The 14,919-nt window shown below is 40.0% G+C and carries 17 protein-coding genes; 14 read left to right on the forward strand and 3 right to left on the reverse strand.

What is annotated here, in order from left to right; translation table 11 throughout:
• Positions 1-341: 341 nt before the first annotated feature.
• From O2Q26_RS06950 to O2Q26_RS06975, 6 genes are all read left to right on the forward strand, one after another.
• Positions 342-818: a low molecular weight protein-tyrosine-phosphatase gene (locus O2Q26_RS06950; protein WP_289215203.1), complete on the forward strand. Its 477-nt coding sequence runs from the start codon at positions 342-344 to the stop codon at positions 816-818.
• Entirely contained in the window at positions 818-1,147 is a 330-nt protein-coding gene (locus tag O2Q26_RS06955) for a YtxH domain-containing protein (RefSeq protein ID WP_289215204.1), read from the forward strand. The genes O2Q26_RS06950 and O2Q26_RS06955 overlap by 1 nt, the downstream gene beginning before the upstream one ends.
• Positions 1,148-1,177: 30 nt before the next feature.
• Positions 1,178-2,008 carry a YihY/virulence factor BrkB family protein gene (locus O2Q26_RS06960; RefSeq protein ID WP_352232218.1) on the forward strand — a complete coding sequence of 277 codons (831 nt, stop codon included), beginning with the start codon at positions 1,178-1,180 and terminating at the stop codon, positions 2,006-2,008.
• Between the two features lie 886 nt (positions 2,009-2,894).
• Positions 2,895-3,773, forward strand: a complete 879-nt coding sequence (locus tag O2Q26_RS06965) for a transporter substrate-binding domain-containing protein (protein WP_289215205.1) — start codon at positions 2,895-2,897, stop codon at positions 3,771-3,773.
• A gap of 12 nt (positions 3,774-3,785) precedes the next feature.
• Positions 3,786-4,478 (forward strand): amino acid ABC transporter permease, encoded by a 693-nt coding sequence (locus O2Q26_RS06970; protein WP_289215206.1) that lies wholly within the window; start codon positions 3,786-3,788, stop codon positions 4,476-4,478.
• A gap of 133 nt (positions 4,479-4,611) precedes the next feature.
• Positions 4,612-5,805: an FAD/NAD(P)-binding protein gene (locus O2Q26_RS06975; RefSeq protein ID WP_289215207.1), complete on the forward strand. Its 1,194-nt coding sequence runs from the start codon at positions 4,612-4,614 to the stop codon at positions 5,803-5,805.
• A 111-nt stretch (positions 5,806-5,916) separates the two neighbouring features.
• On the opposite strand, the gene O2Q26_RS06980 is transcribed toward O2Q26_RS06975, so the two are convergent.
• Together O2Q26_RS06980 and O2Q26_RS06985 are read right to left on the reverse strand one after the other, a co-directional pair.
• Positions 5,917-6,810 (reverse strand): TIGR03943 family putative permease subunit, encoded by an 894-nt coding sequence (locus O2Q26_RS06980; protein WP_289215208.1) that lies wholly within the window; start codon positions 6,808-6,810, stop codon positions 5,917-5,919.
• 12 nt (positions 6,811-6,822) lie between these two features.
• A complete protein-coding gene (locus O2Q26_RS06985; protein ID WP_289215209.1) occupies positions 6,823-7,815 on the reverse strand; it encodes a permease in 993 nt (330 codons plus the stop codon).
• Positions 7,816-8,002: 187 nt separating this feature from the next.
• On the opposite strand from O2Q26_RS06985, the gene O2Q26_RS06990 reads away from it, so the two are divergent.
• The 4 genes from O2Q26_RS06990 to O2Q26_RS07005 all read left to right on the forward strand — a co-directional run bounded on the left by O2Q26_RS06990 (position 8,003) and on the right by O2Q26_RS07005 (position 11,251).
• A complete protein-coding gene (locus tag O2Q26_RS06990; protein WP_289215210.1) occupies positions 8,003-8,782 on the forward strand; it encodes a metal ABC transporter ATP-binding protein in 780 nt (259 codons plus the stop codon).
• Entirely contained in the window at positions 8,779-9,636 is an 858-nt protein-coding gene (locus O2Q26_RS06995; RefSeq protein ID WP_289215211.1) for a metal ABC transporter permease, read from the forward strand. The genes O2Q26_RS06990 and O2Q26_RS06995 overlap by 4 nt, the downstream gene beginning before the upstream one ends.
• Complete coding sequence (locus O2Q26_RS07000) at positions 9,633-10,043, forward strand: Fur family transcriptional regulator (protein ID WP_289215212.1); 411 nt, start codon at positions 9,633-9,635, stop codon at positions 10,041-10,043. The genes O2Q26_RS06995 and O2Q26_RS07000 overlap by 4 nt, the downstream gene beginning before the upstream one ends.
• A gap of 128 nt (positions 10,044-10,171) precedes the next feature.
• The gene (locus tag O2Q26_RS07005; protein WP_289215213.1) at positions 10,172-11,251 is read left to right on the forward strand and encodes a metal ABC transporter solute-binding protein, Zn/Mn family; all 1,080 of its coding nucleotides are present in this window, start codon (positions 10,172-10,174) and stop codon (positions 11,249-11,251) included.
• Between the two features lie 49 nt (positions 11,252-11,300).
• On the opposite strand, the gene O2Q26_RS07010 is transcribed toward O2Q26_RS07005, so the two are convergent.
• Positions 11,301-12,470: an MFS transporter gene (locus O2Q26_RS07010; protein ID WP_289215214.1), complete on the reverse strand. Its 1,170-nt coding sequence runs from the start codon at positions 12,468-12,470 to the stop codon at positions 11,301-11,303.
• A gap of 149 nt (positions 12,471-12,619) precedes the next feature.
• Between O2Q26_RS07010 and O2Q26_RS07015 the strand changes: the two genes are divergently transcribed.
• From O2Q26_RS07015 to O2Q26_RS07030, 4 genes are all read left to right on the forward strand, one after another.
• Complete coding sequence (locus O2Q26_RS07015) at positions 12,620-13,012, forward strand: OsmC family protein (RefSeq protein ID WP_289215215.1); 393 nt, start codon at positions 12,620-12,622, stop codon at positions 13,010-13,012.
• 95 nt (positions 13,013-13,107) lie between these two features.
• Complete coding sequence (locus O2Q26_RS07020) at positions 13,108-13,722, forward strand: YczE/YyaS/YitT family protein (RefSeq protein WP_289215216.1); 615 nt, start codon at positions 13,108-13,110, stop codon at positions 13,720-13,722.
• Between the two features lie 55 nt (positions 13,723-13,777).
• On the forward strand, positions 13,778-14,572 hold the full coding sequence (locus O2Q26_RS07025; RefSeq protein WP_289215217.1) for a YfkD famly protein: 795 nt from the start codon (positions 13,778-13,780) through the stop codon (positions 14,570-14,572).
• A 136-nt stretch (positions 14,573-14,708) separates the two neighbouring features.
• Positions 14,709-14,855: an SE1561 family protein gene (locus tag O2Q26_RS07030; RefSeq protein WP_289215218.1), complete on the forward strand. Its 147-nt coding sequence runs from the start codon at positions 14,709-14,711 to the stop codon at positions 14,853-14,855.
• Positions 14,856-14,919 lie beyond the last annotated feature (64 nt).

The raw sequence follows: 14,919 nt of genomic DNA on the forward strand, positions 1-14,919 counted from the left end.
GAATTAGGTTAAAAATAATAGAATATCTTTATCGTTTTTTATATTATAAGCACCAAGCACCTGTGCCTTATTGGCGCAGCCAAATACCAATTGCGAGGACGGAAACTCCTATCCGTCTCCAGTTTCTTACTTATGCTGGTCGTGTCTATCGAGGCACCTCCACATTTCATGATGTCTAGTTCCGGTGCCTAGACACTCGAGTCATAAGTAAGAAACTTGCGACGGAAAACACCATCCGTCTCCAGTTTCTTACTTATGACTGGTCGTGTCTGTCGAGCCACCTCCACATTTCATGATATAATTTATTTGAAATGATTTGTTTATGATGGGGGAGGATAAGGATGATCAGAGTTTTATTTGTATGTTTAGGTAATATTTGTCGTTCTCCCATGGCGGAGGCTGTGTTTCGGAGACTCATCGATGAAGAAGGGATGTCTGAAAAGGTGCTTGTGGATTCTGCTGGAATCGGACATTGGCATATCGGCAAAATTCCGCATAAAGGTACGAGGGAGATACTTGATGAACATGATATTTCTTATAGTGGAATGACAGCAAGACAAGTGGAACCGGCAGATTGGGACCGATACGATTATATTATTGCTTTAGATCAACAGAACTTAAGTGATTTAAAGGCGATACGTGAGAAAAACGGAGTCGAGGTTCGTCTATTTATGGATTTTGTAGACGGTGATGAAAGTAAAGATGTCCCGGATCCTTATTTCACAGGAAACTTCGATTATGTTTATGAATTGATTCATTCAGGGTGTCAAAGGTTAGTCAACCATATAAAAAACAAAAATTTTAAGGAGGAATCTTAATGGCTGAAAGTAATTTATTAAAAGGTGTTTTAGCTGGAGCAGTAATAGGAGGGGCGTTAATGCTTCTTGATAAAGAGACGCGCAGTTACGTCGTAACAAAAACAAAAGGGGCAAGTACTTCTTGCCGAAGCTACGTGAATCAGCCTTCTGAGGCCATTCATTCTGTAAGGGTGAATTATGAAACATTTTCCCAAAAATTGAATAAAGGAATCGATGAATTATTGGTACTTCTAAAAAAGACTGAAGAAGCATTGAATAAGATAGGAGAGATGGACGAGAAGGTGAATAATAAATTAGAATCGGTAGACAATTCTAAAGAAGCTTCATAATCATCTGAGGGCGAGGGGGAGATTGTAGACTTGGTTACATTCGTAAAAGAGCTGTTTAAACAAATAGGTGATAATGACGTTCCTGGATCTGCAGCTCAATTAGCTTACTTCTTCCTATTGTCGCTTTTTCCGTTCATGATATTTTTGATTACGCTTCTTGGTTATTTGAATATTGATGAAAACCGTGCCCTTGTTTTTTTAAGTAGTTATGCGCCATCCGATACCTATGAACTGATATCTGAGAATCTTACCCAGATTCTCAGTGAACGTAATAGTGGGCTTCTTTCTGTGAGTATTATCGGTACGTTATGGGCTGCCTCTAATGGTGTCAATACGCTGATCAAAGCTTTCAATCGGGCCCACCATACACGTGAAAAGCGCTCTTTTATAGTTTCTAGAATGATTTCTATTTTGTTGACGGTGGCTATGATCATAGTGATTGGCGTAGCTTTCTTATTGCCAGTCTTAGGAAGCGCAATAGGAGTGTACGTTTTTTCGATGGTCGGTTTATCTGAGGATTTTCTTCAAATTTGGGACACTCTTCGCTGGGTTATCTCCTCTGTCATCTTTTTCATCGTTTTATCCTTTTTATATTTCATGGCTCCTGACCAGCCGATGAAATTAAAAGAGATCACTTTAGGAGCATTATTCGCAACGGTTGGCTGGCAATTAGTATCACTGCTTTTTTCTTTCTACGTAGAGAATTTGGGCAACTATTCTGCCGCATATGGAAGCTTAGGCGGGGTCATTGTTCTTATGATCTGGTTTTATCTTTCTGGTGTTGTCATATTAATCGGCGGAGAGATCAATGCACTTATCCATAAAAAACACAAGAATCGTCATCCGTTTCAACAAACTTGAGCCAGCCTCTACGAGGTGGCTTATTTTGTTTTTTGAAAAAAGGCTATGTTAAAGGTGGTTGTTGATATTGATAAGTGAGTTATGCAACAATATGGCAGGATAGTGGAAGACTCGGTTTCGAGACATTTGGTGAGTGGATCAGGGTGGCGGGGAATGACTCGCTTTCCGTGGGAGCGCGGTGAGCTTCCTCGGACGTCCCGTCCTGCGGGATCTCACCAAGCACTCTCTTCCCACAGGAGTCTCCCCATTCCCCGCCGCCCCTCCCTATATATGCGCTTCTCGAAATCGTTTTAAAAATAACTACTTAATATTAGTGGGATCATTAAACTCAGTAGTATGGCTGTAGCATTTTAGTTATAAACCTACATTTTAAGGTAGTTTTAAATATTTTCTTGCATCACTCCAGAGCAGTTATTTTTTAAGTGAAGCACCGCAAAAATGTCTCCGTTATCCTAGTAAAGGCAAGAAGTTCCGAGGAAAGGATAGACTCTTGGAATACAAGTTTTTCACTAATATTTCCAATATATTGCTATTACTTTTAAACTTGGTATAGTTTCGAGCACCTTCCAATCGGATGGCGGCTTTAGAAAACGGTGAGACTCCTGTGGGATGTACATGGTAGGTGAGATCCCGGAAGGGGAAGCCTGAGGAAGCTCACCACATGCCCACGGAAAGCGGTCCGTTTTCTAAAGCCACCATATTCCCATACATAAGTCTCGAAACTGAGTCTTCCACTAAAGGGAGCTTATATGATTATCAACACGGATCTTTAACAAAGCCTTTTAAAAAGAACCGTTAAAAACCAAAGCGTTCAGGTTGATATTATAGCCGACCTGTTGCTATATTGGTTAAGTATGAAATTTAAACAGGAAGGTGGAAGACAAACGTGAAAAAATGGCTTTTATCAATACTTATACTTACGCTTGCCGTAGTTCTGATAGCTTGCGGTTCAGAGAATGAGGAAGATTCTTCAGGAGGAGATGATGATTCCAGCTCTGAGGCCTCAAAATGGGATGAAATTCAAGAGGAGGGCGAGCTGGTAGTAGGTACATCTGGTACGCTTTATCCAGCATCTTTCTATCCAGAGGATTCAGATGAACTGACTGGATACGATGTAGAAATTATGAAAGAAGTCGCCGATCGCTTAGAGCTTGACTTATCTTTTGAAGAATATGCTGTAGATGGCTTGTTATCTTCAATTGAAAGTGGACGTGTGGATATGGTGATAAACGATATGGAAATTACGGAGGAAAGGCAGAAGAGCTTCACATTCAGTGAACCTTACAAACACTCTTACTCCACAATGGTAGTACGAGAAGATGACCTTTCAGGTATAGATTCTCTTGAAGACATAGAAGGCAAAGTTCATGGTGGAGGCGCAACTACAGTGTATGCACAGATTGCCGAGCACTTTGGAGCTGAAATCAAGTCTTATGGTAATGTTACGAATGATGTTTACTTACGTGATGTAGAGAATGGCCGTACAGATTTGATCATCAATGATTATTACCTGCAATCCCTTGCATTAGAAGCTTTGCCTGAGTTAGAGGTGACGATCCATCCAGATCTGCAGTTCCACCCGAAAGAATCTGGAATTGTCATGCCTGAAGGTGAAGACGAACTGAAAGAAAAAGTCGATGAAAAGCTTAACGAGATGAGAGAAGATGGAACTCTGACTGAAATCTCAGAAGAATTCTATGGAGGGCAGGACGCTTCTGAAAAACCTGATGTGGATGCTGAAGAGATTGAAGGTCTTGACATTTAAGGGTGAGCAGTTATGTTCTCAATTGACATTAGGGAAATTAACATAGAGAAATTATTTGTACCAGAGCGAGCATGGGAAAACCTTCCTTTCGTATTGCAAGGTGTACCTTATACAATATTAGTAGCTATTATAGGGATGCTGATTGGACTTGTATTAGGATTTTTTCTTGCTTTAGCTCGCAGATCGAGCCATCGTTTACTAAGGTGGCCGGCAAGGGTGTATATTTCATTTATGAGAGGTACACCGATTCTTGTCTATTTATTTGTCTTGTATTTCGGTTTGCCCGTATTAGGGATTACTTTGACGGGGCCTACAGCAGCGATTATTGGCTTTGGTACAAACAGTGCCGCGTATATTGCTGAAATCAACCGATCTTCTTTGGCCAGTGTAGCCCATGGTCAATGGGAGTCTGCCCGAGCGCTTGGCTTCAGTTATTGGCAGAGCATGAGAAGAATCATAGTGCCTCAGGCCACGAGAATTGCAATTCCACCTTTGGCGAACGTTTTTCTTGATCTCCTTAAAGCTACTTCGCTTGCTGCAATGATTTCAGTGCCCGAGATTTTGAATAAAGCACAGATTGTTGCCGGTCGGACGAATGATTCCATGACGCTGTATATTTTGGCTGCATTGATATATTGGCCTTTAACTATGGTATTTTCCGCGCTCCAGGAGTATTTGGAACGAAGATATAATAGGTATTTGTAGTTTGTGCTGCCGTCCTCTTTTGTTGAGGGCGGTTTTTTTATTGGTGTTAAAGTGTAATGAATACTGTTTACAAGTTAACACAGAATGATTATAATTTTAAAAAGTAATGATTACTATTTAAGGGGCGAAGTTTATGTCAATCAAGAAATGGGCGATTATTGGAGGAGGTCTTCATGGTTGTACAGCTGCTTACTATCTATTAAAAAAAGGGAAAATCAGAAATGAAGACCTCATCATAATAGATCCTCACGAAAGGCCTTTACAGCGCTGGGAAAAGTTGACCGGAACTATTGGTATGGATTATTTAAGATCTCCATCAGTTCACCATTTAAGCACGGATCCTTTTGCCTTACAGAAGTATGCGGAGGAAACTGATAGAAAACATCATTTAAAAGGAAGATATAAACGCCCTTCTTTACAATTATTCAATGAGCACAGCACTTCGCTAATGGAGGAAATAAATTGGTCCAAATCATGGTATCAAGGGACAGTTGAAGACCTTATTCGAAATAAAGAAGGGTGGTTTATTTCGCTTGAAAATGGTGATCATATTCAGAGTGAATATATATTATTAGCGATGGGAGTCAACGATCAGCCTTTATATCCTAATTGGTATAATCAGTTGCACAAGCACCAGGAAAGGTGTGTGCATTTGTTTGACGAAGAAAAGTATGGAAAATTCAAAGCGGCTCCACCTATAGCGGTTATAGGTGGTGGTATTTCAGCTGCTCATCTTGCTTTAAAATTCGGTAAGAAGTATCCGGGTCAAGTACACTTAATTAAGCGCCATCCATTCAGGGTCCATGATTTTGATAGCGATCCTGGGTGGCTTGGCCCTAAATACTTGTCTAAATTTGAAAAGCAGAAAAGCTTTTCAGATAGAAGAGATATGATTAAAAAAGCGCGGTTTAAGGGTTCTCTAAACCGTGAAGTCTTTTTGCGATTGAAGCGGATGGAAGAAGAGGGGAAGATTCAAACTGTTTCGAGTTCTATAAAAGAAGTGGCTGGTAGAGGTGGTGGGGTTGACGTGGCATTCGAAAGTGGGAAGAACCAACATTTCAAGTCTATTGTGCTAGCTACAGGATCGACATCAGAACTTCCAGAAAAAAAATGGCTGCACGGAGTGATAAGCCGCGAACGTCTCTCCTGTGCAGAATGTGGTTTCCCGGTCATCGACGAAAATTTGCAATGGGCTCCATGTCTCCATGTAGGCGGCGCTTTGGCTGAATTAGAAATCGGGCCTGTATCCAGAAATATATCAGGTGCGAAGAAAGTAGCGGAGCGACTTTTACAGTATCACCTGAATGTGAACTCTATTAAAGCTTAGCTTTTAAGCAGGCTGCAGGGATTGAAACAAAAAAACCACTGAGAAACCTTTATAACTTCTCAGTGGTTGTGCTTACTTAACAGAATTTTGAAAGTTTTTTCTAAAAAGGGTTTAACCACTGAATTCAAATTCTTCATAAACATAAGGTTCTGCTGGAATTTCAATTTTTTTGATAGAAGTGGGTTCAATCAAAGGAAGTTCCCAATTGTTGTGTTCTACTTTTTTGACGATTCCCGTAACCTCCACCCACGCATCATTTTTAAATTCGCTTAAATTTTGACTGTCTCCTTGAACTAAAAGTCCATAAATGCCTCCATCCGCCACGCAGCAGCTGATCCCGAATCTTCCGACTACCATCCGGTCTTCAGGGAAGCCATCTTCACGGAAGACGAATCCATTCATTTTAACTTCTTTTCCCACGTAGTCGTCCACTTGGTCTTCTAAAAGTGAAATTGAGCCAATATAATTATCTTCCGTGAGAGTGAAGGAAGTAGATTCTTGGAATTCTTTCTGAAGCTCTGGATAACGATCGCTCACTGATAGTATGGCGGGATCCTCTAATAAAGCATCTGATTCTTCAGATGCTTTTCCATCTTCGGAGGAAGATGATTCGGGTTTGTCATATTCTTCTGAGGGTGAACTTGATCTCAGTTCATATTTAAAGCCTTTATTCAAGGCCTGTGAGCTGCCCAGCACATGGTCAGAAAACATCATCCCAGAAATGATTGGTATGATGAACAGTGAATAAACGAACAGGGAGCGTCCTTTGGAAATTGAAAGGTCATGAGTATGTCCACAATCACATGACTGTTCATCTTCAGTTCCACTTCTGAAGAATTGAATCATTCCTAATACGGCGATGACAGACAGCGCGAAATACATATAAGTCATCATCCGGGGGGCGATGAATTTATGGATATCACCAGAGATAAGCAGTTTGATTATGAATAATCCAAACCCTAATAATATTACACTTCTTACAAAATAATGAGAGTTCCTGTCCATAAGAATACCTCCTTACAAGTAAAATAGATCAAACAATAGAGTGACTGTATAGACGACGATCGTTACGATGATTATGAAGGAGAGAACGAAACGCTTACGGAAATATGCAGCCATCAATATCGTATTTTTTAAATCGGTCATAGGTCCATAGACGAGAAATGCCAGGATTGAACTGGTGGAAAATAGACCTTTGAATGAAGAAGCAACAAATGCGTCGGCCTCTGAACACAGAGAAAGGAAGTATGCGAGTCCCATCATGACAGCAGGCCCAGCAAGAAAACCACTTCCGACGTCTGTCAATAAGTCTCTTGCCATAAACGTTTGGATCACACTTGCTAATAAAGCACCAATGATCAAGAATTTTCCCATATCAAAAAATTCATCGCTGGCATGATGGAAAGTTTCCGATAAGCGGTTGCGATAGGTATGGGGGCTGTGAGTAATATGCCCTTTTTCTTCTTTTAACTGCCAGCTGTTTCCAAATCGTGAGTAAACGATGCCGCCGATAATCAAAGAAACGATAAGCGCGATTCCCATTCTTGCCCAGGCTACGGTTAAGTCAGTTTGAAATGCGTAAAAGGTTGATAAAAAAACAATAGGGTTAAGTATAGGGGCTGATACCAGGATAACGATCCCTACATGCAATGGCATGCCTTTTTGAATTAAGCGGCGGACAATAGGAACAATTGCGCATTCACAGACAGGAAAAATGGCACCAATCGTGACTGCGGGAAGAAGAGCTAAGATGGGTTGTGATGGGATGAATCGAGCTAACGTCTCTTCTTTTACGAAAGTTTGGATGAGCGCGGAGACAAATACGCCAAGTAATACAAAGGGGATGGCTTCCAGCACGATACTTAGAAAAATCGTATTCATATCAAGTATTGCAGGTGAAATATCAGTAATCAAAGTGGAAGGGAACAGGTCTCCATAAATAAAAATTAGAAAAAATAAAAACAGTAGTATATAACCCCACTTGTAATTCGAAGTGTTCTCTTGGTACAATGCTTGTCCTCCTCTGGTACATGTAGTATAGTTGGTAATCGTAATAGTTACGCATTGAAAAGACTTTATTAATTTTGCCTGAAAACATTCATTTGTCAATAGGTGAAAAAATCAATATCATTTACTTCAATGTATGAACGTATTATAATTTTATTCGTAATCATTATTATTTCGAGAGGGATCTTTCATGAATTTTAATAAAATAGTAGAGATGAACGATATTTCATTTAAATATGATAGAGAGACAGTGGTGGAGAATATCGACCTTACCATTGAACAAGGCCAATTCTTAGGTCTTGTCGGTCCTAATGGTTCAGGTAAATCAACATTGATTAAGCTTATGCTAGGGATAGTCAAACCAGATAAAGGTGATGTGAAAATTTTTGGCAAGCCTATTAAGCAGTTTAATCAATGGGAAGAAATTGGTTTTGTTTCGCAAAAAGCCAATAGCTTTAATTCAGGTTTTCCGGCAACAGTTCTGGAGGTAGTCAAAACAGGGTTGGTTTCACGAATCGGTGCATTCAAATTCTTTAATCGCAAGCATAAAGAAAAAGCGCTTGAAGCCTTAAGAACGGTTGAAATGGAAGAATACGCGAATACCAATATCGGAGAATTATCAGGAGGCCAGCAGCAGCGTGTATTTATCGCCCGTGCCTTAGTAAGCGATCCTTCCCTGCTCATACTTGATGAACCGACCGTAGGGGTGGATGCTAAGCATGTGACAGCCTTTTACGACTTATTAGGAAAGCTCAATCAAGATAAAGGCATTTCATTGTTAATGGTTACTCATGATATCGGTACAATTACCGAACATGCCACGCACGTCGTATGTATGAATAAGACGATACACTTTCACGGAGCTTCAGAAGAATATAAGGAGTTTGACGATGAAGACCTCAATCGACTTTATGGTCATTCAGTTCAGCAGCTGACTCATAATCATGATCATGAGGAGATCCGTCCATGATTGAGAGTTTTATCCAATACGATTTTTTACAGAATGCAGCCATTACAGGAATTCTTATCGGTCTTGTAGCTCCTCTATTAGGTGTCTTCATCGTTGTCAGGCGTCTTTCCCTGATTGCTGACGCTCTTTCGCATATTACGCTGACAGGGATCGCAGCCAGTCTATTGCTTGAAAAACGAGTGACCGGTATCAATGAGTTGAACCCGATTTATATGGGGATGGTCTTTTCCGTGGGAGGCGCTATCCTCATTGAAAAGTTGAGAAAGCTTTATAAACACTACGAAGAACTTGCTATTCCTATTATCTTATCAGGCGGGATAGGTGTTGGTGTCATCCTTATTTCATTAGCGGATGGATTTAACACAGATTTATTCAGTTATTTATTTGGAAGCGTGACTGCCGTCAGCCGATCAAGCATGTGGACGGTTTTAGGCATAACCATTGCAGTACTTACAATAGTTATATTATTTTATAAGGAATTATTCGTACTATCATTTGATGAAGAACATGCCTCGATCACTGGGGTGAACGGACGCTGGATTCATTTATTATTTATTGTTATGGTTGCTTTAGTAATAGCTTCTTCCATGCAAGTTGTGGGGATTCTGCTCGTTTCCGCTTTGATGACGCTTCCGGTAGCCGCTGCTTTGAGAATAGCTTCCAGCTTTAAACAGACGATCGGACTTTCGATAGCATTTGGAGAGTTTTCGGTTATTTTTGGTTTGATATCTTCATATCAACTTAGTGTTCCACCAGGAGGAACGATTGTCGTCATTGCTATCTTAGTATTGATTATGTCAATCATATATAAAAAGGTAAGAAGTCAGCTCTATATAAAGGGTGAAACAGTATGAACTTAGAAACAGCACTGCAAAAACTGAAAGAAAAAGGCTATAAGCGGACTCGTCAGAGAGAAAGAATTCTTGAGATTTTCGTTAAACAAGACCAATATATTGCAGCGAAGTCCATCTTGAAAGAAATTCAGGAAGATTTTCCGGGTGTGAGTTATGACACGATTTACAGAAACCTTTACCTGCTTACGGATGAAGAAATTCTGGAAGCTACCGAGCTCGGCGGGGAAAAGCATTTCCGGTTAGGCTGCGATACACAGGGCCACCATCATCATTTTATATGCACAGACTGTGGCAAAACGAAGTCGATTGAATTTTGCCCTATGGAAAGCATCAACGAGAATTTAAAAGGGTACGATATTGAAAATCACAAATTTGAGATTTACGGTAAGTGTCCTGTTTGCAGTTAAAGTGTGAAAGAGGTCTATAACAATGGTTATGGACCTCTATTTTATTTGATTATAAAAAGTAATGGTTACAGTTTACAAAAAGTAATCACTACGATATAATCTATTACGGAACAGCAAGGAGGAGAAAGATGAATAGAACAAAAATTGGACTACTTATACTCATTATTTTCTTAGTTTTAGGAGCCTGCAGCGAACAGACTTCTGAGGAGTCATCAAGTGATAACGAAGAAAAGCTGAAAATAAATACGACGGTGTACCCATTACAATTCTTTACGCAGCAAATTGCCGGGGATGCTGCAGAAGTAAATACCATCCTGCCGCCGGGAACTGATGCCCATTCGTATGAACCTACCACAAAAGAAATGGTGGAGATGGCGGAGGCGGATGCCTTTATTTACAATGGTGCCGGGCTAGAAACTTATGCTGAAAAAATTGCAGATTCAATTGACTCGGAGGATGTAAAAATCCTGGAGGCTGCAAATGGCATTGATTTAGAAGGAAGCGGTCATTCCCATGACCATGAGAAAGAAGGCCACTCAGAAGAAGAAAGCCATGACCATGAGGAAGAAGGCCACTCAGAAGAAGAAAGCCATGACCATGAGGAAGAAGGCCATTCAGAAGAAGACCATGCCCATGAGGAAGATTCATCGGGAGAAGAGAATCACGAGGGCCACAACCATGGGGAAGAAGATCCACACGTTTGGCTGGACCCTATCCGTTCTATTGAAATGGCGGAGAATGTGAAAAATATGCTGGTCGAGCTTGAACCGGATTCAAAAGAGCAATTCAATGAGAACTTTGAACAGTTAAAGACGGAGTTAGAGTCACTGGATAAAGAGTTCCATGAGCAGATAGAAAGCAAAGAAAAGAAGGAAATCATTGTATCACACTCGGCTTATGGGTACTGGGAACAAGCATATGGTATTGAGCAAATTGCCGTTTCTGGATTAAGTCCGACTAATGAACCATCTCAAAAGGATCTAGAAGAAATCATCAGTAAATCACAAGAGCACGATTTAAATCACGTGCTTTTTGAACAAAATATCACTCCGAAAGTTTCTGAGGTCGTTCAAAATGAGATAGGAGCAGAAGCATTAAGAATCCACAATCTCTCAGTTCTGACTGAAAGTGATATTGAAGACGAAGAAGATTACTTTACACTGATGGAACGAAATCTGGAAGTTCTTGATGAAGCTTTATCGGAGTAATGAATAAAAAAAACTGCGCCCAAAATAAGGGGTGCAGTTTTTTTGTACATTACGTAGTTTTTTGTGTGGCGGAAGGACTCGTTTTTAAAGCCGTAGCTGCCAATACGATCAATAAAAGAATCACTATCGTATAGAAAAAGGACACACCAGGGAATAAATCAATGAATATGCCTGTTAAAAAAGGTCCGCTGATACTACCAAGGCTGAATGACATACCGCACAAAATATTACCTGCTGGAAGTAACTCTCCCGGTAATAAATCCGTCATATAGGAAATCCCAAGTGAAAATAGAGAGCCGACAAATAGACCGCCAATCGCAAATGTTGCAAATAATCCAATGGTTGAATCTTCAAATAACGCTGCAAAAGTGAAGGCAGCGATGCCGTATGTCACCACTGACATTATAATAATCTTTCGGCCATATTGATCACTAAGACTTCCGAGAGGTATTTGAGAAAGAAGGCTCGCGGCGGCGAAGGATGGGATGATGAAGGAGAGCATGTTCACATCATGTCCGATCCTCATTCCGTAAATAGGGAAAATCCCATGCAGAGTAGCTTCTAGAAAACCATACGTAAAAGGGGGAAGAAAGGCTACCCATCCCAGTTTAATCGCTAGCGCAAAACGTTTATATGAACTCGTCCCATAAGCGGTGGTGTGCTCATTTGGAGGCATTTCATTCCGTACAAACCACATCGTCCCCCACACTAATAAGCTGATAAGCGCCGATAGAATAAAAGGCAAGTGCATATTTATAGAGAGAAGGTTCGTCATCAAAGGCCCAAGCGTAAAACCTAAACTGAAAAATAAACCGTAATAAGCGATGCTCTTTCCCCTGGATTGTTCGTGTGCTGTAGCAGTAATCCAGGTTTGCGTACCGAAATGCAGGATTTGATCTCCGATTCCGATCATCATTCTTAAAATGAACCAAAACCATAAGGATTGCCAGACGGGAAATAAAGAGAGTGAAAGTATGACGAGCGCTCCACCGGATAAAATCACCGGTTTATATCCGAACTTTTGCAATGGTTTTTCCATAAATGGAGATGATATAAGAATACCTATGTATAAAGCAGTAGCGTGAATCCCATTTATAGAAGAGGATACACCGTTCTGCTCTAGAATAACGGCTAATAAAGGGAGAAGCATCCCTTGTGAAAATCCAGAAATAGTGACTAAGCCAATAAGTATCCAAAAACGTGTTTTCTTTGATACCATATGAGGCACCTCCACCTGATTTAAGTCAATCCTTCACTATCCTAAACGAAATAAATAGATGGGAGCAAGGCTTTAAGGTTAATTAATGGGGGAAAACGGTTACTATAGTTATATACAAGATATTAAATGTTTGAAGGAGGGGTTAGAAAATGGATTTTTACATTAAAGAAGATGGTGTTCGAACGTCTTTCGAGTACGGCCAGCTTGATATCTCAGGTGATGAACTTCATGGCTACCGCCCGTACCAGCTGATGGTGGCTTCTGTAGCAGGGTGCAGTATCGGTGTTTATAGAAAAATTTTAGACAAACAAAAGATCAATTATGAAGATATTAAAGTGACGGCGGATGTTAAAAGGAATTCTGATGAAGCTAACCGAATTGAAAGCATCCATTTGCACTTTGTTATTAAGGGATATCGCTTAAACCAGGATAAGCTTCTTAAAAACCTGGAAATTTCAAGTAAAAACTGTTCAATGGTACAGTCCGTTGTGAATAGTATTAAAGTGGAAGAAACACTTGAGTGTATTGAATTAAGCAAGTAAAATGAAAGAGCCTATCCTAATTAATAGGATGGTGCTCTTTTTTTTTGTGATTTTTCATCTATAAATTAATCTATAAATTAACTGGAGGTGTCCACGTGAAGACATTCGTCATAAAAGTTTTTTTCTTCTTGGTCGGGCTTGTTATTATATCTCTTGGAATCTCTCTGACGATAAACGCAGATTTAGGCGTGGGCGCCTGGGATGCAATGAATGTCGGTTTAACGAACACATTCGGTTTGACAGTTGGGAATTGGGTCATCATCATCGGAGCCATCCTCATTTTAACGAATGCCTTGATCGCTAAAGAAAAGCCTGACTTATTGGCAGTCATCACGATTGTTATTTTAGGTAAGTTTATTGATTTTTGGCTGTTAAATGTATTTGCTGATTTAGAACTTACTCAGATGCTATTTCAGATTATTACATTAGTTGGTGGAATATTTATTATTGCTGTTGGAGTTGCATGTTATTTGCAGCCGAAATTTTCGCTCAATCCTGTTGATAATTTCATGGTTGCTTTGCAAAAAAGGTTCGGGTTAAGCCTGACTGTATCGAAAACCTTGACAGAAGGGGTTGCGCTTTTGCTCGCTATTATTTTTGGAGGTCCAATCGGTATTGGTACCATCATTATTTTAGTATGTATTGGGCCATTTATTCAATTTCTGGATCCAAAGGCAGAAAAAGTGATGAACCGCTTAACCTCATCTTGAGAATAGGTTGTGGGCATTTTTCACAAGCTAACGAAAAAGAAAGGTGGCCCACACCATGAGATTAAAATGCTTAGGATTCCTTGTATGCTTAGGCATGCTCTTATATATCCATCCCTTAAATGGAGCTGCAGAGGAAAAAGAAATTAAAGGTCAATCAGAAATTCCTAGTCATGTCCTCAATATATCTAAGGATAATACGTACCCTAATTCAACAGAAGATCAAGAAATATTGGAAGCCGAAGAGTTGACCAATGAACTAATAAACGACACAGATGTCCGGATTTCAAATCCTGAACTCATTGAAATGCTTAATCAAACTTCGATTAAACCTTCTCCATTCGCCGTTGGCTATAGGGGGGAGATCTTTCTTGGCAGATGGCCTTTATCTTACGAATCTAAGGAAACAAACATCAATTGGGAGTACCAGCAAATCAACTTAAACGAATTGAACAACCAGGGCGGTCAGAAAACGGAAGAAATCAGCTATGAACAAAAAGAAGAAAAGCATATAAAAGGCGGCCTAACATCAAAAGCGAGTCATGGAGATCAAATGATGAAGTTGATATTATTAGAAGCCCGTGCGAAGTCAAAACTGCCTTTGTCCCTGCAAAGCTCTTTCGGACGGGGAACTAAGCAGACTAATACGTATGCTGTCCCTGTAAATAAAGTGGGACAGTTGAAGGCGTATGCTCCAGCAGTTAATGAAAAAGGAGAAGTAGCTTTTGGTGATGTGTACATCCAGCTGAAAGGTTCCAAAATGAACATAGATATTAAAAACGTGACACGTCAAGGAGTCGGCGCCTGGATTCCTATTCAGGATCATGTAAGCTTTTCGTATCAGTTAAAATAGTTAGTGAAAATGTGCTGGACCCAAATTGGTAAAAATGGGAACAGCATGTTTTTTAATTTGTATATGGACACATAGCTGACTTTGTACTATTATAGGCAAAGTGATTGTACGATTACCTGTAAAGGGGGACTTCCTTTTGACTCAACAAGAAAAATTAAGTGATCTTAAACTAAGACTTAACGCGTTTATTAAACGCTTAGATGACATGGAGCCTGAAGAGACATCCGTGGAAGACATTGATGAGCTCATCAAAATGCTTGAGGATGTAGAAAAGAAAATATAAGATTACGCATTAGCTCTCATCTGGTATATGAGGGTTGATTTTTTTGTAATCCTACTTTATCATG

The sequence above is a fragment of the Halobacillus campisalis genome (assembly GCF_030345335.1).
Taxonomy (GTDB): Bacteria; Bacillota; Bacilli; order Bacillales; family Halobacillaceae; genus Halobacillus_A; species Halobacillus_A campisalis.